This window comes from Paucibacter aquatile, assembly GCF_002885975.1.
Taxonomy (GTDB): Bacteria; Pseudomonadota; Gammaproteobacteria; order Burkholderiales; family Burkholderiaceae_C; genus Paucibacter_A; species Paucibacter_A aquatilis.
In genome coordinates this window covers 3,763,211-3,782,740 of sequence record NZ_POSP01000003.1, presented here as the reverse complement: position 1 = coordinate 3,782,740, position 19,530 = coordinate 3,763,211, and the positions used below count along the sequence as shown (strand labels likewise).

The following is a 19,530-nucleotide window of genomic DNA, read 5'->3' as shown; positions in this document are numbered from 1 at the left end:
AACCCAAGCTCAAGCCCATGGCCAACCCTGTTCCAGCACAAAGCACACCGCCCGCCAAGCAATACCAATGTGCTACCAAGATTGCGTGACAGTGATCCGCAGTGCCAACTTCACCCCACTCCTCTCGACTCAGCACGGGCGGCATGAGCAAGTACCAAAAAACATGGTGGCACGCTCGCCACAGCAGGGAAAACACGAACCGAAAAGTGGTAGCAAAGTGGCACTAGCGGGCCGTATAGTGGCATGGCATTGGTTGCATTCGTACGTCAAAGGAGGCACCAGGCTCAGACCAATTTGCAGATTGGTCTGCTGCCGGTTCCGCGTCTTAACAGGCCGACTCATCCATACCGGCCATATCGAGGAGCAGTTATGAAGGTCAAGAAGAATCCCGTCGCCGCGGCGGTCACGCTGACGCTGTTGGGCGTGGCCATGTCGGCTTCTGCACAGCAGGCAGCGCCGAAGCAAGACACCGCTCAGCTGGAGCAAGTGGTGGTCACCGGTATCCGCGCTTCGCTGGAATCCGCGGTCAACATCAAGAAGAACGCCAGCGCCGTGGTTGACGCAGTGTCGGCAGAAGACGTGGGCAAGCTGCCCGATTCCGACGTGGGCGAATCGCTCGGTCGCCTGCCTGGTATCACTGTGGGCCGAGCCTTCGGCCAAGGTGCCTCGGTTTCGGTCCGCGGCTCTGACCCGCAGATGACCTACACCACCCTGAACGGCCAAACCGTGGCGTCGACCGGCTGGTACGACCAGGCCACCATCGACCGTTCGTTCAACTACTCGCTGCTGCCCTCCGAACTGATCGGCGGCATGGAGGTCTACAAGTCCTCCCAGGCCGACCTGACCGAAGGCGGCATTGGCGGCACCGTGATCGTCAAGACCCGCAAGCCCCTGGACCTGAAGGCCAACACCGTGTTCGGCAGCCTGAAGCTGGGCAAGGGCACCGTGAGCACCGATCTGTCCAAAGACGTGGCAGGCCTGTACAGCTGGCGCAACGACAGCAAGACCTTTGGTGTCTTGGTGGCTGGTGCCAAAGAAAAGAGCCAATACGTGCGCCGCGGCATTGAGTCCGACGCCGGCTGGGCGGGTGACGTGGCTCCCGCCACTTTCGTTCAGGACCGCAAGCGCGACGCCATCAACGTCACGCTGCAAGCCAAGCCTTCCGACGCCATCGAACTGGGCTTGAACTATGTGAACCTGAAGCTGACGGGCGACAACACCAACAGCAATCTGTATCTGTTCACCCGCCAGAACGATCCGAGCGCTGACAACCCGACTGCCATCTCGAACTGCACGCAGACGAATGCGGCCGGCCTGTGCGTCAAGGCCACCGCCGACGCCAAGAACCCGGTCAACACGTTCATGCAAACCTGGGGCCGTCAAGGCAAGATGTCCTCGGAAAGCTTGGTCCTGAATGGCACGCTGAAGACCGACATCGTCAAGGTGGACCTGGTCGCTGGCGAAACCAAGGCCAAGGGCGGCACCTCGCACACCATGAACTATCAAGTGGGCTGGTGGGATGCAGGTCAAAGCCTGCCCAAGTTCCAAGGCTCTATCGACGCCACCGGCAAGCAAGTCTCCATCTCGCCGAGCGTCAATATGGACGTCTCGCTTGCCAATATGCCCAAGCAGTTGGCACCGACTGGTTGGGCCACCGACCAACAACAACCCAACTCCGACAAGGAGCGCTTCGCTCAGGCAGACGCCACCATCGATCTGGACTGGAATGGCCTGACCTCGTTCAAGACCGGTCTGCGCGCAACCAGCCACAAGTACGAGCAAAGTGCCCTGCGCGGCACCTTCTCCAAGACCGTGGTGCTGGGCAACACCAGCGATCTGTACAGCGGCTCGATCAAGATGGGCCCGAACGGCTGGGCTTTCCCCGAAGCCAACCTCGGCGCCATGGCCGCGCTGTACGAAAAGAACACCGCTTCTTGGACCGTGCAGCGCTCCAGCTACGCAGCCATCGAAGAAGACAACCAAGCCGCGTACGGCATGTTTGAGTTCGAGAAGGCCGGCTGGCGCGGCAACTTCGGTCTGCGCTATGTGCACACCAAGGTGAACGGCAAGGGCTATCTGTTCGACGGCACGCCGCTGGCCGCCGGCGATGTGCCCAACAACGATGGCTGGAGCAACAAGATCCGCGAAGAGAAGTCGAGCTACAGCGACTGGCTGCCCAGCCTGAACGCAGCGTACAAGCTGGACAAGAACACCGTTCTGCGTGTGGCAGCCGCCAAGGCCATCACCCGCCCGAACTTCGAGTACATGTTCCTGACCAAGCAAGCCGGCTACAACGACGACCGCGCAGGCAACGAATCGCTGACATTCGGTACCGTGACCCTGAAGCCGCAATCGTCGAAGCAGTTCGACCTCGGCATCGAGTACTACTACGGTCGCGGCAATATGGTGTCGGCTGCCTTCTTCCACAAGTCGATCGACAACTTCGTGACCGCACAGGTCAAGACCAATCAAAAGGTCAACGTGATCGATCCGCTGAGCAAGGTGGACAGCTGGACCATCAACAACTACGTGAACGCCGGCGGTGGCAAGATCAACGGCCTGGAGACCCAGATCAACCACAGCCTGGACAACGGTTTCGGTGTGGCCGCCAGCTACACCTATGCGGACGCCAAGGCTCCGGCCTCCAGCTACCCCGATAACCTGGCTTTGTTCACGCAGTCCTCCAAGCACACGGTCAACCTGGTCGGCTTCTACGAGAACGCGAACTACTCGGCTCGCCTGGCTTACAACTGGCGCTCCAAGTACATGATTCGTGAGACCGGCTACTACAGCTATCGCATGCACGATCCCTACGGTTCGCTGGACTTCAGCGCTGGTTGGAACATCAACAAGAGCCTGCGCTTGACCTTTGAAGCCATCAACCTGCTGAAGCAAGACGATGTGCAGTACGGTGCGGCGGAAGCCACCAACACCAACGTCAAGCCCAGCATGCGGATCGGCTACCCGGCTTGGTCCTTCATGGGCGAGACCACCTATCGCCTGGGCGTCAGCGCCAAGTTCTGATCGAAAGCTTGGCCGCTCGTCGGCCCCAGCAAAAAGCCCGGCAGTGCCGGGCTTTTTTTATGGCCATCGCGTCGCTGCGCGGGCCCCACCCGCGAAGCCGCGCTCAGCCAGATTCACCGGTCCGGGACTGCCCCTCCACGGCCGCCCGCAAACCCTGCAACCAGGCACGGTGCCCAGGCAGATCCGCCATCAATTGACGTGTGAGCCCGTCGACACGCGCCAGCTGGCGCCGTGCCTCCGCATGCTCCTCGTCAGCGAGCTCGAAACCCCGGCAGGGATAACGCATGCCGTGGAGCACGTAGAGGTAGTTCTCGACGCTGAACAGATCGAAACGGCTGAAGAAGTCCGTCTGCTGCGGCGGCATGGCACGCCATTTGTCCAAGCGCAGGCGAAGCACATCAGACAGATGGTCGTTGTAGCGGTTGTCCCGCCAGAAGTCGGTGTCATCCCGGTCCGACAGGTGGTAGTGCAGTTGGACGAAATCGATGATGCGTTCCCAGGCATAGCGCACCGCCTGGTTGACATGCTCGCGCAGTGGCGGCGCATCCTCGCGCTGCCGCGGGAAGTTGCGCGCCAGCAAGCCGGCTGCAAAGTCGGTGAGCAAAATTGAAGTCGCCTCCAGAGGTTCAACAAAGCCTTGGGCCAAGCCCAGCGCCACGCAGTTGTGAGCCCACACCCGCTCGCGGTAGCCAATCTTCATGGCGATCTTGCGCGGAGAGAACTGATCCGGGTGGATGCCCAGATGGCGAGCAAATGCCAGCGTGGCTTGGTCCTGGGTCATGTACTGGCTGGCGTAGACAAAACCCGTGCCCCTGCGCTCCGTGACCGGAATGTCCCAGATCCAGCCGGCCTCATGGGCGCGCGCCAATGTGTACGGCGGAATTTCTGCGTCGGGTGCCAAAGGCACCTGCTGCACCAAAGCGGTGTCCGTCAGGATCTGATGCGACTTGTCGACAAAGGGAACTTTCAGGGACGTGTGTGTCAGCAAGGACGCAAAGCCGCTGCAGTCCACATAAAAATCAAAAGCGAGCCGTTCGCCTGATTTGCTGCGCAGCGCCAACACGTCGCCCGATTCGCCTCGGTCGGCGCCCACGATTGTGGCGATCAGATGCTTGACACCAAAACGCTGCCGGGCGTTGCGCGACAGCAGGGCCGCAAACTTGTGCGCATTGACGTGGTAGGCGTAATCCACCGCACCTGCATAGGCATCCGACTCGATATGTTTGGGTGACCGCCGGGCCTCGGCCAGGCGTGCGCTGCTGGACACATCGGCAAAGGGTCGCGCCTGCCCTTGACGCAACCAATGCGGCGTGACGTCCATACCCCCCGGAAACGGGGAGGAAAACGGGTGGTAATAGAAGTGTTCTGCCGCTCCCTGCGGCGCCGCCATCCAGTTTTGAAACTTGATGCCATGCTTGAACGTGGTTTCGCAGGACAGCAGCAGATCGGCCTCGCTGATACCGAACTTCTGCATCGACGTTTTGATGAAAGGCACCGTGCCCTCACCGACACCAATGACGGGCACCTCGTCCGATTCAATCAGGGTGATCTCAATTTCCGGATCCCCCTGCAACCCCCGGCCCAAATGGTTGGCCGCCAACCATCCGGCGGTCCCACCGCCAATGATGGCAATCTTCTTGGTTTTCATGATTAAGACCTTTTTCTTTCACTGCGATTGAATTCCAAGATTCAAGCGCACAAACCCCAGGCAAGCAATCCGACGCCGGTCACCAAGAGGCGCCAGAACCCGGCTTCCGACCTATCTTTTCAGGTGCTCATGATACGGCGGGAGCCCCAATCTCGCTGCACTGAAGCGCCTTGCCAAGGGGTTTCCCCGGGTATCGTGAAGCGCCAGCGCTGCGCTGAAGTCGGCGGCCAAGCGCCTCAGCGGGGCCCATGCTTCAAGCATTGAGAACGTCCCTTCTTCGGCTCCGGGCCAAGAATTCGTTCGCCATGCGCCCGGTGTACCTGCAGCGGGCGCATTTGGTTGCGGTTAAGTGAATTTGAACTGGTTTTCTCGAATATATTTTGGGCCCAGTTTGGGGCACAGTACTGAGCGTTGATTCCAAGCAATGGCCCCGCGGATGCGCACCAGAAACTAGAGTGAGTCCAGCCCGATACATTTTTCAATCTGGGTGTCCAGAGCGTTTCATGGAGTTTCAACACGGGGCTCGAAAGTTCAGGCGCTGGAGACCTGCCTGTGCCTTCGGTCGCACTTGCTGCTACTTCTTGAACAGTATCTGGCGGACTCAGAGAAACCATCGACCAATACCTATGATCTCCCGCCTGATCTCCGGCGCAAACCCCGCAACACCCCGCCATCAAAATATTTCCAGGGAGTCTCATGAAACAGTTATCCATGGTGACAGCACTGCTGGCATTGCTTTTGACATCGGCTTGTTCCAGCCTCAAATCGACCTCCAAGCATGGTTTGGGCGTCGAATCAGAGGAGATTGAAGCGTGCAAGGCCTACAGCCTGGACATGGTGAAACCCAATATGCGGGTGATCACGCCAGCGCTGACCATGCCGGACCGTACCGTTTGCACCACCGGTACTTCGCAGGGCTCGACTTATTGCACCCAGATTCCCGGAATCCGCTATCCCGCGGTCGAGGAAGACATCAACACCGACGCGCGCATTCAGGTGCTGGCCGAATGCCTGTTGGCGAAGCAGGAAACCGCCCGAATTGCGAGACTGGCCGCCCTGGGTGAGTCGATCAAGGCCGACAAGTCTCAATCCACGCCACAGGCGGTCACAGCGCGTTTCGCTGAAGCGGAGGCCCTGGCGCGACAGGTGCTCACGGCCAAGTCCGACGCCCCCGCCCATCTCAGGGCCAAATCAATGCCCGCACGCAAGGACTGCGACTACTGCCCAGCCCTGATGCTGATACCTGCGGGCAGCTTCAAGATGGGCAGCAACAGCCACCCGGCCGAGCAACCCGTTCGCGCGGTTTCCGTGCCCAGCTTTTTACTGGGCAAGTACGAGGTGACCCAAGGCGAGTGGAAGGCCGTCATGGGCAGCAATCCCAGCGCCAACACCGCCTGCGGCGACCACTGCCCTGTGGAACGCATCAGCTGGTACGAAGCCAAAACCTTTGTTCAAAGGCTCAATGAGAAAACCGGCCTGCACTATCGCCTGCCCAGCGAGGCCGAATGGGAGTACGCCGCACAGCTCGGCAGCAACGGCCCCTCCACCCCAGAGGCCGCGCTGGAGCGGCTCCACCGCAGCGCCTGGTTCAGTAGCAACAGCCAGGGCCAGGTTCACCCCGTGGGCCTGAAAGCACCGAATCGATTCGGCCTGCACGATATGCAAGGCAATGTCTGGGAATGGGTCGAAGACGCCTTCCACGAGAGCTATCAAGGCGCTGGCAACGACGGCCGCGCTCGCCCCGGCGGCAGTGAGCCGAGCAAGCGCGTGTTGCGCGGTGGCTCCTGGTTCAATGAGCAAAAGCTGCTGCGCCCCCAGCATCGCAATGCCGAAGTGCCCGAGGCCAGCTATGTGTTCTTCGGACTGCGCCTGGCACGCGACCTGAGCGCCGGCGAGTTGGCACAGACCGCGGAACCCAAGGCCGTCGCAGGGGAGTCCGGCGCGGCGCCAGGCGCGTCCGGCCTCGCGCCCTGAACAAGACGGCACGATAGGGTCTGTCAGGCACAGCTCACGCTCCCTTCCGCGGCGCAAGCTTGTGCGTGCGACCACCCTCGGTACCGCCCCGCGGCCACCCCGCCTGACCGCCTAGCGCAAGACCGGCACCATCTGCGGCTGCAGCTCGATCACCCGCCCCGCCATGGCGATGGTCTCCTGGCGATGGGCGATCACCACGCGCGTCAGCTGGAGTGCGCGGATGGCGTCATTGACCTGCTGCTCGCGCTGGGCATCGAGATGGCTGGTGGCCTCGTCGAGGAACAGGATTCGGGGCTGCTTGTACAGGGCTCGCGCCAGCAGCAGACGCTGTTTCTGCCCGCCGGAGATGGCTGCGCCCATATCGCCGATCAAGGTCTGCCAGGCCATGGGCATGGCCAGCACATCGTCCTCGACGGCGGCCATGCGGGCGCACAGGCGCACGCGATCGAGGTCCAGCTCGGCCGCGCCGAAGGCGATGTTCTCGGCAATCGAGCCGGCAAACAGCTGGTCGTCCTGCATGACCGCCCCCAGGCACTCGCGCCAGGCCTGCGGCCCCACCGCCGACAAGGGGCGGCCCATGACCAGGATCTCGCCCTCGGTCGGCACCAGCAGGCCCAGCATGATCTTCAGCAAGGTAGTCTTGCCGCAGCCCGAGGGGCCGACGATGGCCACCGATTCCCCGGCGGCTATGCGCAGGTTGACGCCGTCCAGCACCCAGGGCTCGTTGGCACCGTAGCGGAAGCGCACCTGGCGCAGCTCAATGTCAGGCACGGCCGCCTCCGGCAGGCCCACACCGCCCGAGGGCTCGGGCTCGCTGAGCACGATATCGGCCAGCCGCTCGCGCTGGATGCGCAGCATGCGCACCTGAAACGCCAGGTCAACCAGCGCGCTGATGCGACCGCTGAACTGCAGCTTGTAGGCCGCGTAGGCAAAGCTCATCCCGATCGACAGCTCACCGCGCATGACCAGCAAGGCGCCGAGATAGATCACCGCGATGTTCTCGACGCCGAACACCAGGGCGTTGGCCGATTGGTACAGCGTCGACAGGCGCTGGGTCGCCAGCTCCCGGTTGCTGGTGTTGACCAGGAGGTTGAGCCAATGCGCGCGGCGTTCGTCCTCACGGTTGAACAGCTTGATCGATTGCACCCCGCGCACCGATTCCAGCAAATGGCTGTCCTGGCGCGCGGCATGGACGATCTGCTCCTCGTTCGCACGCCGGAACGGCGCGTAGGACAGCACCCGGATCAAGACATAGATCACCAGGGCGGCCAGGGTGACCAAGGCCAGCTTGACGCTGTAAATCAGCATCATGGCAAAGGCCACGCCGGCCATCAGCCCGTCGAGCGCCGCGTTCAGTGCGGCCGAGGTCAAGGTCTGGCGGATGTTCTGGATGGCGCCGAAGCGTGACATCACATCGCCCAGATGCCGGCGCATGAAATAGTCCATGGGCAGGCGCAAGAGCTTGCTCAAGACCCCGGAGGCCCATTGCAGATTCAGCTGGGTCGAAAAATAGATCACCATCCAGCTGCGCAAGGTGCTGAGCAGCAGCTGCAAAAGCATCAGCATGAAGAAGCCCAGGGCGATGACCTGCAGCAGGTCGGTGTCCCGCTGCACGATCACGCCGTCCAGCACCCACTGCTGGAAAAACGGCGACACCACGGCCAGGATTTCAAGCGCCAGGGACAGCATCAAGACCTGGGCCAGGGAGCGTTTGAGCCCGCTGATCTGCCCGACCAGCTGGCCCAGCCCGACCGCCGGCCGGGGCTCGCTGCGCTCGAAGCTGGGCATGGGCGAAAGCTCCAGCGCCACGCCGGTGAAATGGCGTGAGGCTTCCGCCAGGCTCAGCTGGCGCACGCCGCTGGCCGGATCGTGCACGGTGATGTGGCGCGAGCCGGCCCGGCCCAGCACCACGAAATGATTCATGTCCCAGTGCAGGATGCAGGGCGTCTGCAGCTGCGGCAGATCTTCCAGCTCCAGCTGCACCGCTCGTGCCGCTAGGCCGATCTCGCCGGCAAAGCCCATCAGCTGCTTCAGCGTCACGCCCTTGGCGGAGGCCTGCAGCCGCTGGCGCAGATCGGCCAGCTCCAGCCATTGCCCGTGGTAGCTGCTGACCATGGCCAGGCAGGCCAGGCCGCACTCGGCCGTCTCGGTCTGCTGCACCAGGGGCAGGCGCGCCCCGAAGCCGAAACGAAGGCCTTGCAGCGCGCTCACAGCCGGCCTTTCAAGGCCAGCATGGGCTCGAAAATCCACTCGATCAAACGGCGCTCGCTGAGCATCACATCGGCCTCCACCTGCATATCGGCCTGCAAGGCCACCGGCTGGCCATAGGCCATCACGGTCTGACTCAAAGGGCGCACCAGCACCCGGTAGCTGCGCTCAGCCGCCGCGCCTGCCCCACCCGCCCCGCCTGCAGCAGGCGGTTGCACGGCGGCACGCGAGACCTCTTGCACCACACCCTCGTGCTGACCGAACTTCTGGTACGGAAAGGCGGCATAGCGCAGCGCCACTTTCTGGCCCGGCTGCACAAAAGCGGCCGCACTGGAGGGCAGCTGAAGCTGTGCCTGCAAGGCCGCCCCCGAGGGCAGCAGCAGGGCCAGCAACTGGCCGGCAGCTACGGTCTGCCCCGCATGGGCTTGCAGCGAGGTCAGCCGGCCATCGACAGGCGCTGTCAGCACCCACTCGTGGCGGCCCTGGGCCTCGGCAATCTCCTGCTGCAGGGCCGCCAGCTGGCGCTCGGCCTGGGCACGCGGGCTGCCGTCACGCAGGCCTTGTGCGCGCAGCTCGGGCACCAATGCGGCCAGCTGCGAACGGATGTCTCGCTCATTGCGCTCCAGAGCCGCCAGGCGCGCCTGCTGATCCAGCACCTCGTCCTGGCGCTGCTGAACCTGCAGTCGCGACGCGAAGCCCGTGCCCTGCAGCGCCTCGAAGCGGGCCAGAGCCTCCTGGGCGGATTGCAGGCGGCGACGCAGCAGTTGTTGCTCGGCCTGCGCCCGTGGCAGTTCGGCTTCCAGATCAAGGCGCTTCTGGAGCAGCGTCTCGGTCTGCGCAGCGGCAAAGGCATCCAGGCGCTGCAGCTCGGCCCGCCAATGGTCCCGTTGTTGCTCGAGGCTGCGCACCGCCCCCTGAGCCAGCTCGCCCGCCGCAGACGGCCGCTCAGCCCGCAGGCGAAACAGGGCCTGGCCCTGGCGCACCTTCGTGCCCTCGTGGACCAGAACCTCAGCCACCACGCCGGTTTGCAGCATGGCCAGGTTCACCAGCCCGCGATCCGGCACCAGATGGCCGCTGACGCGCGCACGCTGCGTGTAGCTGACCAGGAAGAGCATCAGCAACACCGCCAGACCCAGGCCCAAGGCCGCCACCGACATGAACCAGAAGCTGCGCGGGCTGCGCAGCAAGACATGGCCCTGCCCGTGGCCGCGGCGCAGATGATCCAGGGCAGCTTGACGAAACAGCATGGGAGCTTCTCCAGCAAAAGCACAGGCCCGAAAGGCCGAAGCCTCTCGGGCGCCTGTCAGGCGCGGACCGGGAACAGCCCGGGCCGAGCCCTCCAGTCGGCCATCACGCCATCAGCAGTAGGCGCTGGCACCGCCACCGCAGCGCGGGGTGCGCGAGGCCGGCGGGCAGGCGTTGGTGGCGCAGTTGCCGGTCGCCGGCGGGCAGCCCTGGGTCTGCGGCACACCGGTGGGGCAGCCGGTGGCTGCGTTGACGGTGATGCAGGGGCGGTTGGTGGGGTCGTCACCGCAGGCGGCGATCGAGGTGTAGCCACCGGCCACTTCGTTGAGCTCCGAGGGGCTGAGCTGGCGCACCGAGGTGGTCGCCAGGGAGAGCTTTCTGCTTTGCTTCATGATGATTCTTTCCGTTAGGGGAATGTGACCGCGAGGTCATGCGGGAACAGATCGACCGGTCCGCCCAGCTGCGGGCGGCACCGGTTCGGCGAGCCTTCAGAGGCTCAGATGCACCAACCCTTGGTCGCCCAGGGCGGAAGGGTGGTCGTCGGCTGCGGTGGGCAGCCGGTCGATTCCGGCGGCGGGCAGTTCCGGGTCTGGCAGGGGTTGTTCGAAGGACAGGGGCCGCAGTAGGCGTTGGACAGCGAGGTGTTGCCCGTGGGGCCACCATCGGCACCGACCACCTGGTCGACTTCGCTGGGCGACAGGCTGCGCACCGAGGTGGTGTTCAGCTTCAGTCGGTCTGACTTGTTCATGGAGATTCCTTGTCGAGTTGAAGGGCGGCCCGCAGGCCGCAAACGAAGGACGGGGCTGTTCACGGCAACCCCGTGTCGGCATCAACTTCGCGCCTGCGCTCCGTGCAGCACAGGTGACGGTCAACACCGCGATCGCTGCCATACCGTCCGGCCTGGCCGAGCCTTCGGGTACCGCAGTCGAATTCAAAGCAGCGCAGCCAGCGCGCCATGGGTTTCAGGACACGGGCGCCGGCTGGCCTTGCACCCGCAGGGCTCGGCGGCCGGCCAGGAAGGGCAGGCACCAGGGCAACGCCAGCGCACCGCGGCGGCGCTCCTCCAGCACCAAGGCCAGGCCGGCATAGCCCTCGAGCAAACTCAGATTGGCCGCTTCGGGCTGCGCCAGGAACTGAGCCAGCAAACCCGTCTCACCCGCCAGCGGATGGAACTGCTCGAATCGATGCACGAGCAGCGCCTGGTCCGGCGCCAGCTGATGCAACAACCAGGCCGAGCCCAGGCTGCCGTGGCAGAGCCAGGCATCCACAAAACCCAGCCCAAGGATCGGGCGCTGACCCAGGGACTGCAGCAGCCGCTGCGCCCAGACATCCAGCGCCGGGCGATCCAAGGCTGCCGCGGCCAGCTGCAGGGCGGCCGCGGTGCCCAGATCCCCGTAGCACCAGGCACAGCGGGTCGGGCCCGGGGCTTCGGCCGCCGCACCGAAGTGCCAATGGCCTTGTGGCGACTCATGCCGGCGCAGATGCGAGAGCGCGCCCTCCAGCAAACGGCGCCCGGGCGCCTGCCCGCTGTGGCCGCGAGCCAGGGCATAGGCCAGGGCGGCCAGAACGCCGGCCTGGCCATGGGCCAGGCCGAGATCGGCGCAGCCGGTTGGATGGGCGTCGCCCATGGGGAAGCCTCGAATCCAGGCCGGCGGCGTGAACCAGAAGAACTCCTCGCCGGCGTCGCCAGCCCGGATCTCGGCGCTGGCCTGCAAGCGCTCGACACAGGCCGCCACCAAGGGCAAGCAGCTGCCCTGCCTCTCCCGGTAGGCGGCATAGACCAGGAGGCCCGCCAGGCCGCTGATCACGTCAAAGTGCTGGTCCGACGGCTCGGGCTTGGCACGCAGATGGTCCAGGAGCAGTTCATCGGCCTCGCTGGCGGCCTCCTCCACCACGCCCAGCTGATAGCGCTGGTCCAGCTCCAGGGCCGCAAACAGCATCCCCTGCGCGCCCTGGAACAAGCCCTGCGGATAGCGGGGCAGCGGCTCCAGCACGCGCATCACCATCTCCTCCACCCAGCCGCTCGCCAGCGCGGCTTCGGGCGCCTCGCGGTGGTCCAGCGCGGCCAGGCAGAGCAGCTGGCCCGCGGCTCCGCAGGCATAGCTGGCATCCAGCCACGGGCCGTCCAGCTGGCGCCGCAGCTGCCGGCGTACGGCCGCGATCAGGCGGCCCGCCTCGTCGTCCTGCGTGCTCATGCCGCCCCCATCGGCGCGGCGGGCTTGCGTGCTTGCCGGGCCCGCTCCAGGCGCCGCGCAAAGTCATAGAGCAAGGTCTCGTGCCGGCGCGGCTCGCTCGGTGCGAGCCGGTTGCAGTGCATATGGAGCAGGCTGTGCAGCACCACCTCAGCCTGACGCGCCGGCAGGCTTGGCAAATGCGCGTGCAGCGCAGCCAACCATGGGGCGCGGCTGTGCTCGCTGCGCGCCAGCTGCTGCTGCCATTCGCCCAGGCTGCCAAGGCCTCGCTGCAAGGCGTCCAGCTCGCGGCGGAACTCGCGAAAACGCGAGCCGATGGCCACCAGGGCGGCCGATCGTCCCTGCGCCCCCGCCTGCTCATGCAGGAACTGGCGCGCCAGCTGCTCCAGCAACGCCTCTCTTTGCACGGGGTCCGGGCTCAGCTGGCGTGCATAGCTGTCCAGCGAGGCCAGGGCATACAGCCAACGGGGCGGCGCACTCTCAGCCTGGCCCTCGGTAGCGGCTTCGAGGTCGAGCAAGCAGAGCGCATCGTCCGAATCGATGCCGAACAGCTGTTCGCTGAGCGACAAGCCCACCCTGCCCCCATAACGGGCCAGTTCCGGGACATAGTCATCGCCTTGCACCCGCCACAGCAGGCCTTGCCTTTGCGCGTCCGCCAGGCCCGCCAGCAACTGCGCGTGCACCGCAATCAAGGCCGCCCGATCGCGCCCCTTCACGCGCAGGCGCAGATGCTCGAAGCTGTCCTGGTAGCGCACGAAGAACCAGCCGCTGAGCAGGCCCTCGGCGCGAGCCTGGCGAAGCCGTGGCGCCACCCACTCGCGCAAGACTCGGTCGGCATAGCCCGCGCCGGTGTAGAGGCGCAGATAGGCCCATTCTTCCAGCGCGGGATGGCGCTCCCCCTCGCCCTGCAGGTGGCAGCGCTCCGGGTTCCAGGGCACGGGCGATGGAGGGGAGGCAGGGGGCGCTGCCGCCGCAGACTCGGCGGCGGGTGCCGGCAAAGGCGGCGTGGGTCTGCGGCGCAAGGGCAGCACCCATTCCTGGCTGTGCTGGGCCATGCAGCCATGCTCTGACGCGGCGTTCAGCGCCAGGCACTCATGCAGGGTGGCCTGCGGCAGCTTGATGATGTCATCGAGCAGCAGGCCCACGGAGGCCGGGTTGTCGAGGTCCACCGGCAGGTGGTTGTCGTGCTGGTCCCAGGTGACATAACGCGGCAAGCCCATGGCTTGCCACCAGGCGCGCAAGCCATCGCTGACGGCGGCCTGGTTGAGCGCCGCGATCTGCGCCGCATCGAGCAGCCATCGGGCCCGCGCCAGCACCAGGCCATCGAGTTCCACCCGGGGCAGCTGCGGCAAGTGCTGCACGGCGGCCGGCCAGCTGAAGCCCAGCCAGGGCCCGTCGTCATCCTGCAAGCCGGCCAGGAACTCGTAGGCCCCAAGCTGGCGCGCGTGGTAGTTGTGCGCGCTGCTCAGGCGCGGAATGACCCGGCGGCCGCTGCGGCGCTCCCGCAGCACAAAGCGATCGCCGAGCAACTGGATGCTGAGGTCCGACAGCCACAGCTGCTGCTCGCGGGGCTTGTCGCTGCTCCCTGCGTAGACCAGCTCGTGCGTGGCCAGCGAGGGCCGGCGCAGGATGTTGAGCAAGCGGTCCTGCGGGTGGTGGATGATCTCCGCGTAGATGCAGTCGGGATGCTCGTCCCGGTGCTCGCGGGCGTAGTGCGCGGCGGCCTCGCTGAGCTCGGGGCTCAGGTGGCAGAAGCGGGCGATCAGCTCCAGGCCGTTGCGCCCGCCCAGGCCGCGCAGCTCGAACTTCGGTGCCACGCCCGGCGGACTGGGCAGCACCGACAGCTGGGCGAAGCCCCCTTCCGGCAGGGTCAGCGCGGGCGGCGACGGGAGCGCTTGAAGATCGGCCTCCGTCAGCGCGATGCAGGCACCCTGCGCGCCCTGTCCGAACAGGCGGCTCAGCAGCAGCCGCTCCAGGGGCAGCAGTCCGCCCGGTGCCCCCGAACTGTCGGCCTCAGCAGGCGCGCCCAGGCGCAGGCCGTCCAGCAGCGGGGAGACCAGGGGCCCGCGATTGGGATAGGCCAGGCCCAGCTCGGGATGCAAGGCATAGGCCAGATTGACTTCGCGATCCTCGAAACGCTCGCGGAACAGCCGCTTGTAGGACTGCAGCGCGCCCGCCGGCCGGGCCGTGTGCCGCATCAGCAGCTGGATCCGGCCGAGCAGCGCCTGCAGCTGCTGCGCATCGACCGGGGCCGGCCGCGCATCCAGGGTGTCGATCTGCAAGACGCCCCGGCTCAGATCCTCGGCGCCGATCTGTGCCTCGATGCGGGCACGCAAGACCTGGTACTGCGGCACCAGGGACTGGCGCTGATCCGCCGCGTGTCGCAGCGAATGCAGCTGCTGCTGGATCTCGCGAATCGGCGCCAGGACCGGATGGTCCGGTGACTGGGCCAACGCCAGATCCAGGCTGCAGGCCGTGCTCGCAGTGGGCGCCAGGCAGGGCAGCAAGAGCCGGCGATCGATCAGCTGATGCAGGTAGTCGCCGGCCTCTTCGGCTTCGACGTCCAGGCGGCGAACCAAGGCCTCGCACAGCTCGACAAAGGGCCGAGGCGATTGCGCCGCCTCGAGCACCAGGCTCAAGGCCTCGTCAAAGCTGACCTCCACGGCGCGGTAGCTGCGCTGGCGATTGGCCTGGTAGACCCAGTCCACGTAGTTCAGATGCGCACCGCTTTGAAAGGCGGTGTTGCTGATCTGCCATTTCAGCAGCTCGCGCCAGCTGCGGTCCTGGAGTGCGGTTTCGATCAGCCAGGCTTCGACGCCGCTGTCGAGATGGATGCCCCGGCGCAGCGCCGGAGCGGTTTCGCCCTCGGCCGGGGCCGTCGCGCCGACACGGCCCAGCTGAACCTGGGCAAACAGGCCGAAGGGCGTGCATCGATACGCCGCGCGGCTGAGAAAGCGCGCCAGGCTTGCGAGGAACTTGCGCCGCTCGCTCGGGTGTTCATGCAGCTCGCCCACGCCGGCGCGCAGCTCCTGCAGGCGCGCGTGCAGCGAGGGGCTGGACACATACAGCGCCTCGTCCAGCCAGGCCTGCTCGTACTGCGCGAGGATGTATTGCTCCCGGTCCGCGCTCTGACACCAGGCCTCGAACTGCTCCAGCGGCAGCAGCGGATGGCGCAGCAGCACAAAGTCAGGTGCGCTCACAAGATCACTCATTGCCCCTCCATCGCGCCCGCCCTGCGTTCCCGGGCGGGCTCGGTTCGCACCCGATGATTCACATCACCAGGCAAGCCATCGAAGGCCTTGGCGGCCGCGGTCTCGTCGCCTGGACGATCCGCCGCTCACACGATGGACGGGTTCCTCTACCCGAGACCACCACAATTCCTGTCGCCGTTATTGAGATACCAATTAAGTACCTAACAAATACCAATATACGGCGCTGGACTGAAGTTGTGGGCAGGTGCTGACGGCACCCTGTCAGACCTTACAGGATCGGGTAACGAGGGAGTTACACGGCATGCCGCAGCATGCGGCCGGGGTGAGAGGTCGGCTTCCGCCAGGCCCGCTCGGAGGGTCGGGCTTCGCGCGGGGCACGGGGCTTGGGGTGGGGCTGCATCGCGCCGTATCGGCTTGTACCGACAGCCCGGGCGGGTGCACGGTTGGCGCGGCACAAAAACGCACAGCTGACTGCGCGATGAAGTAGATCGTTAGGGGAGCCGACGGCCCGATCAGGGACGCACAGCGTCTGAGGCCCGCATCTGACGGGCCTTGGGCCTCACACCTTGAAGTAGATGCCGCGACGATCCAGCCATTTCACGATCACGGCCCAGACCGCGACAAAGGCAATGGCAAAGGCCAGGGAGGCGTTGAACGGCCCGGCCAGGCAATCGATCCAGCCGAAGGCGCCGGCATAGAGCGGCGCCATCAGGCCGAAGCCTTCGAGGATGACGGTGCACATCCAGGCGCCGGCATACGCGGCGATGGCGTTGACACCGAAGCTGCGGCCCAGGGCCGGCCAGCCGGCCTGGTCGATCAGGCGGTGAGCCAGGGCCAGGGCCAGGGCGCCGAGGCCGCCGGTCCAGAGCACAAAGCTCGGCGTCCAGAGCTGCTTGTTGAGCGGCTGGAATTCAGCCACCAGCAGGCCCAGACAGGCACTGCCCAGACCGAGCAGCCAGAGGTTTTGCCACTGGGCGCGGCGCAGGTACTGGCCGGCTTGCAGGCCCAGCAGGCTGGTGGCCAGCGCGCCCAGGGTGCTGACCAGGCCTTCCGGATCGTGGCCCAGGCCGGTGGCCGCATTCCACTCGTAGCCGAAACGGCCGAACAAGGCGGCGTCCCACCGCGAGGCGATGTTGCCGACCTTGTCGAGGCTGCCGCCCCAGGCCAGCAGCAGGCCGTAGCCCAGCAGCAGCAGCGCCAGCAAGCCCCATTGCTGGGCCGAGCGGCGCAAATGCAGGACCACCAGGCCGCTGAGCGCAAAACAGATCGCGATGCGCTGCAGCACACCTGGGATGCGCAGCTCGGGCTTGCCCATCAGCCACCAGGCCAGCAGGTGCAGCACCATGCCCAGGGCCAGGATGCGTGCCGCGCGGACCAGCACCGTGCGGCGCAAGGGCGCGACCGGCGCCTGCGCATCAAGCCGCGGCCCCAGGGCCAGGGCCAGCGAGACGCCGACGATGAACAGGAAGAAGGGGAAGATCAGGTCGGTCGGCGTGCAGCCATGCCAGGCCGAATGTTCCAGAGGCGCGTAGACATGGCCCCAATCGCCGGGGTTGTTGACCAGCAGCATGGCGGCCACGGCCAGACCTCGCAAAGCGTCCACCGACGCAAACCGTTGGCTAGCGCTCATCGCGGCCCGCCCTTTCCATCACACTCACACAAAAACACCCGGTCACCGCCCCGACCAGCTGGGGTGCGGGGTCGCTGCACCCGGAATCAGAAATCACACAGGCTGCTGAGCGCCGGCTCAGCCGCCGGCACGGTGTCCAGCTGCGCCACGCCGCCGGCGCGCAGGCGCTTGACCTCGGCATCGACCTCGGCCGGGCTCAGCACCTTGTTGCGAGCATGAAAGACCCAGTCCACATCCTGCTCGTACGCGCGCGCCTGGCTGCTGGCCGGCAGCAGGCCGCCGGGCGAGAACCAGAGGTTGAAGTTGATGGACATCAGCGAGACCGGGTAGTTGCGGCCGCCATGCGTGGCCAGCTGCCGGCCATCGAGGAAGAGCTTGACCTGGCCCCCTGACACCTGCATCAGCAGCTGGTGCCAGCCATTCAGGTTGGTGAACTCTTCGTGCGACTGGTTGTAGCTCTTCCAGGGCTCGAGCTGCACGGTCTGCCAGGCGATGCCATAGAGCCGCGTCTTCTCGCTGCCCCAGCCGCCGTTGGGCAGGTATTCCCAGTCGATCTCGCTGAACTCAGGATCGAAGTCATGGCGCAAGGGCGCCACCACATAAAAGGTCTGGATCACTGGGTCGCCATCGACACCGCGCACCGGCGCATCGCTGAAGCGCAGGCGCGCCGCATACGTGCCTTCCAGGTATTTGCGCTGGTGGCAGATCTGGGCCTGTGCCGTGCCGGCGCCGCTGCCGTCGGTCTGCGCGGCCAGGCGCAGCAGGCGGTTGCCGGCTTGCTGAGGATCATCGACCAGGCTCAGCTGCTCGGCGCTCCAGCGCGCACCGGTCACGCCGGGATGGCCGGCCTTGCTGCGCGGCGTCCAGCCCTGGGCCCAAAGGCCGCTCAGGTCGCGGTAGCTGAAGTCATCGAAGAACAGGCCGGCCGGTGCTGGCGCAGGACTCGTTGCCGGAGCCGCCACAACCGGCGCCAGCAGCGAGCTCAATCCCAGCGTGAGCGCGCCGATGCGCAAGCCCACGCGCACCGCAGAAACGGTCTTCATGCTTCGGGCGTGGGCTCAGCCGCTTCGTCCTCGCGAATCGGCAGCACCTTGAGCATCAGGAACACCGGAATCGCCGAGAGCACCACCCAGAGGAAAAAGTTCTGATAGCCCAGCAACTTCTGAACATCGCCGCTGATGGCCTTGAAGATCACATAGCCCAGGGCCATGAAGCCCGTGGCGATGGCGTAGTGCGCGGTCTGGTACTTGCTCTTGGCCACGAACTGCATCATGAACAGGATCACGGCAACGAAACCGAAGCCATAACCGAAGGTCTCCAGGCTCACGGCCAGGGAGATCCACCAGAGGTTGGTGGTCTGGCTCACCGCCAGCGCATAGAAAGCCAGATTGGGCAGATTCATCGCCAACAGCAGCCAGATCATGGCGCGGCGCAGACCCAACCAGGCGGTGAAGTAACCCGAGGCAATGCTGCCCGCCAGAAAGGCCAGGGTGCCTGCCGTGCCGTAGGACAGGCCCACCTCGGTGGTGGCCATGCCCAGGCCGCCGAGTTCGCGGGCGTCCTTCATGAACAGCGGGCCCATGGCCTGCACCTGGGCCTCGCCAGCGCGGAACAGGATGATGAAGGCGATGGCCACCCACACGCCTTCGAGCTTGAAAAAGCTGCGAATCACATCGCCCAGGGTGCCGGCCACTTCGATGCTGCCGCCGGCCTCGACGCTGCTGCGCGTGTCGGGCAAGGCCCAGACGTGGTAGGCCGCCAGCACCGCCATGGTCACGGCCGCGATGCCGAAGACCGTGGCCCAGGCCACCACCGGGCCGGCGCTCTTTTCCAGCGTGCCGGCGAGGATCACCAGGCCGCCCATGGCAAAGAGCTTGGAGCCATTGAAGCAGGTGCCCAGCCAGCCCGCCCACACGGCGCGTTGCTTGCCGCTCAGAGTGGCGATGTAGAGGCCGTCGCAGACGATGTCATGCGAGGCGGAAGCGATCGCGGCCACCGCCAGCAAGGCGATGCAGATGACAAAGAAGCTCGGCAGATTGAGCGAGAGCGCGATCAGGCCGAGCGCCGCCGCACCCAGGGCCTGGAAGCTGATCACCATCCACTTCTTGCTCGGGGCCAGTTCCAGCAGCGGGCTCCACAGGGGCTTGAACACCCAGGCCAGACCGAGCAGACCGGTCCAGCGCGTGATGTCCTCGTTGGACACACCCAGGCTCTTGAACATCAGGGCCGAGACCAGATTGACCATGAAGAAGGGCAAGCCCTGCAGGAAGTACAGGCTGAGCACCCAGGTGCCGGGCGCGCGGGCCTTGTTCTTCGTGTCGGCTGGGCTCATGGAGGTCTCGGTGCGCTCGGCGTTCAAGGTGGTGGTGTTCATGTCTCAACAAGCCCCAGGGTGGA

The 19,530-nt window shown here is 65.6% G+C and carries 12 protein-coding genes; 2 read left to right on the top strand and 10 right to left on the bottom strand.

The features are described from left to right. Positions 1-369: 369 nt before the first annotated feature. Complete coding sequence (locus C1O66_RS19420; RefSeq protein WP_102769407.1) at positions 370-3,024, top strand: TonB-dependent receptor; 2,655 nt, start codon at positions 370-372, stop codon at positions 3,022-3,024. Positions 3,025-3,127: 103 nt separating this feature from the next. On the opposite strand, the gene C1O66_RS19415 is transcribed toward C1O66_RS19420, so the two are convergent. Further along, a complete protein-coding gene (locus C1O66_RS19415; protein WP_102769406.1) occupies positions 3,128-4,672 on the bottom strand; it encodes a tryptophan halogenase family protein in 1,545 nt (514 codons plus the stop codon). Between the two features lie 696 nt (positions 4,673-5,368). On the opposite strand from C1O66_RS19415, the gene C1O66_RS19410 reads away from it, so the two are divergent. After that, positions 5,369-6,646 carry a formylglycine-generating enzyme family protein gene (locus tag C1O66_RS19410; RefSeq protein WP_102769405.1) on the top strand — a complete coding sequence of 426 codons (1,278 nt, stop codon included), beginning with the start codon at positions 5,369-5,371 and terminating at the stop codon, positions 6,644-6,646. Between the two features lie 111 nt (positions 6,647-6,757). On the opposite strand, the gene C1O66_RS19405 is transcribed toward C1O66_RS19410, so the two are convergent. The 9 genes from C1O66_RS19405 to C1O66_RS19365 form a co-directional block, all read right to left on the bottom strand. Beyond that, positions 6,758-8,857, bottom strand: coding sequence for a peptidase domain-containing ABC transporter (locus C1O66_RS19405; RefSeq protein WP_102769404.1), 2,100 nt, complete (start codon positions 8,855-8,857; stop codon positions 6,758-6,760). After that, positions 8,854-10,101, bottom strand: a complete 1,248-nt coding sequence (locus C1O66_RS19400; RefSeq protein ID WP_102769403.1) for an HlyD family secretion protein — start codon at positions 10,099-10,101, stop codon at positions 8,854-8,856. The genes C1O66_RS19405 and C1O66_RS19400 overlap by 4 nt, the downstream gene beginning before the upstream one ends. Positions 10,102-10,212: 111 nt before the next feature. Next, complete coding sequence (locus C1O66_RS19395; protein WP_102769402.1) at positions 10,213-10,491, bottom strand: hypothetical protein; 279 nt, start codon at positions 10,489-10,491, stop codon at positions 10,213-10,215. Between the two features lie 104 nt (positions 10,492-10,595). Beyond that, entirely contained in the window at positions 10,596-10,847 is a 252-nt protein-coding gene (locus C1O66_RS19390) for a hypothetical protein (RefSeq protein WP_102769401.1), read from the bottom strand. Between the two features lie 214 nt (positions 10,848-11,061). Next, entirely contained in the window at positions 11,062-12,294 is a 1,233-nt protein-coding gene (locus C1O66_RS19385) for a lanthionine synthetase LanC family protein (RefSeq protein WP_102769400.1), read from the bottom strand. Further along, a complete protein-coding gene (locus tag C1O66_RS19380; RefSeq protein WP_102769399.1) occupies positions 12,291-15,503 on the bottom strand; it encodes a lantibiotic dehydratase in 3,213 nt (1,070 codons plus the stop codon). Before C1O66_RS19380 ends, C1O66_RS19385 begins: the two co-directional genes overlap by 4 nt. Positions 15,504-16,062: 559 nt before the next feature. Beyond that, positions 16,063-17,133, bottom strand: a complete 1,071-nt coding sequence (locus C1O66_RS19375; protein ID WP_102769398.1) for an acyltransferase family protein — start codon at positions 17,131-17,133, stop codon at positions 16,063-16,065. Between the two features lie 86 nt (positions 17,134-17,219). After that, positions 17,220-18,176, bottom strand: a complete 957-nt coding sequence (locus C1O66_RS19370; RefSeq protein ID WP_207795989.1) for a glycoside hydrolase family 16 protein — start codon at positions 18,174-18,176, stop codon at positions 17,220-17,222. Continuing rightward, on the bottom strand, positions 18,173-19,507 hold the full coding sequence (locus C1O66_RS19365) for an MFS transporter (RefSeq protein ID WP_243392847.1): 1,335 nt from the start codon (positions 19,505-19,507) through the stop codon (positions 18,173-18,175). Before C1O66_RS19365 ends, C1O66_RS19370 begins: the two co-directional genes overlap by 4 nt. Between the last annotated feature and the right edge of the window lie 23 nt (positions 19,508-19,530).

Coding starts and splice junctions, on each gene's coding strand:
- C1O66_RS19415 (WP_102769406.1), bottom strand. CDS start 4,672: ATGAAAACCAAGAAGATTGCCATCATTGGCGGTGGGACCGCCGGATGG.
- C1O66_RS19380 (WP_102769399.1), bottom strand. CDS start 15,503: ATGAGTGATCTTGTGAGCGCACCTGACTTTGTGCTGCTGCGCCATCCG.
- C1O66_RS19375 (WP_102769398.1), bottom strand. CDS start 17,133: ATGAGCGCTAGCCAACGGTTTGCGTCGGTGGACGCTTTGCGAGGTCTG.
- C1O66_RS19390 (WP_102769401.1), bottom strand. CDS start 10,847: ATGAACAAGTCAGACCGACTGAAGCTGAACACCACCTCGGTGCGCAGC.
- C1O66_RS19385 (WP_102769400.1), bottom strand. CDS start 12,294: ATGAGCACGCAGGACGACGAGGCGGGCCGCCTGATCGCGGCCGTACGC.
- C1O66_RS19365 (WP_243392847.1), bottom strand. CDS start 19,507: ATGAACACCACCACCTTGAACGCCGAGCGCACCGAGACCTCCATGAGC.
- C1O66_RS19395 (WP_102769402.1), bottom strand. CDS start 10,491: ATGAAGCAAAGCAGAAAGCTCTCCCTGGCGACCACCTCGGTGCGCCAG.
- C1O66_RS19400 (WP_102769403.1), bottom strand. CDS start 10,101: ATGCTGTTTCGTCAAGCTGCCCTGGATCATCTGCGCCGCGGCCACGGG.
- C1O66_RS19370 (WP_207795989.1), bottom strand. CDS start 18,176: ATGAAGACCGTTTCTGCGGTGCGCGTGGGCTTGCGCATCGGCGCGCTC.
- C1O66_RS19410 (WP_102769405.1), top strand. CDS start 5,369: ATGAAACAGTTATCCATGGTGACAGCACTGCTGGCATTGCTTTTGACA.
- C1O66_RS19420 (WP_102769407.1), top strand. CDS start 370: ATGAAGGTCAAGAAGAATCCCGTCGCCGCGGCGGTCACGCTGACGCTG.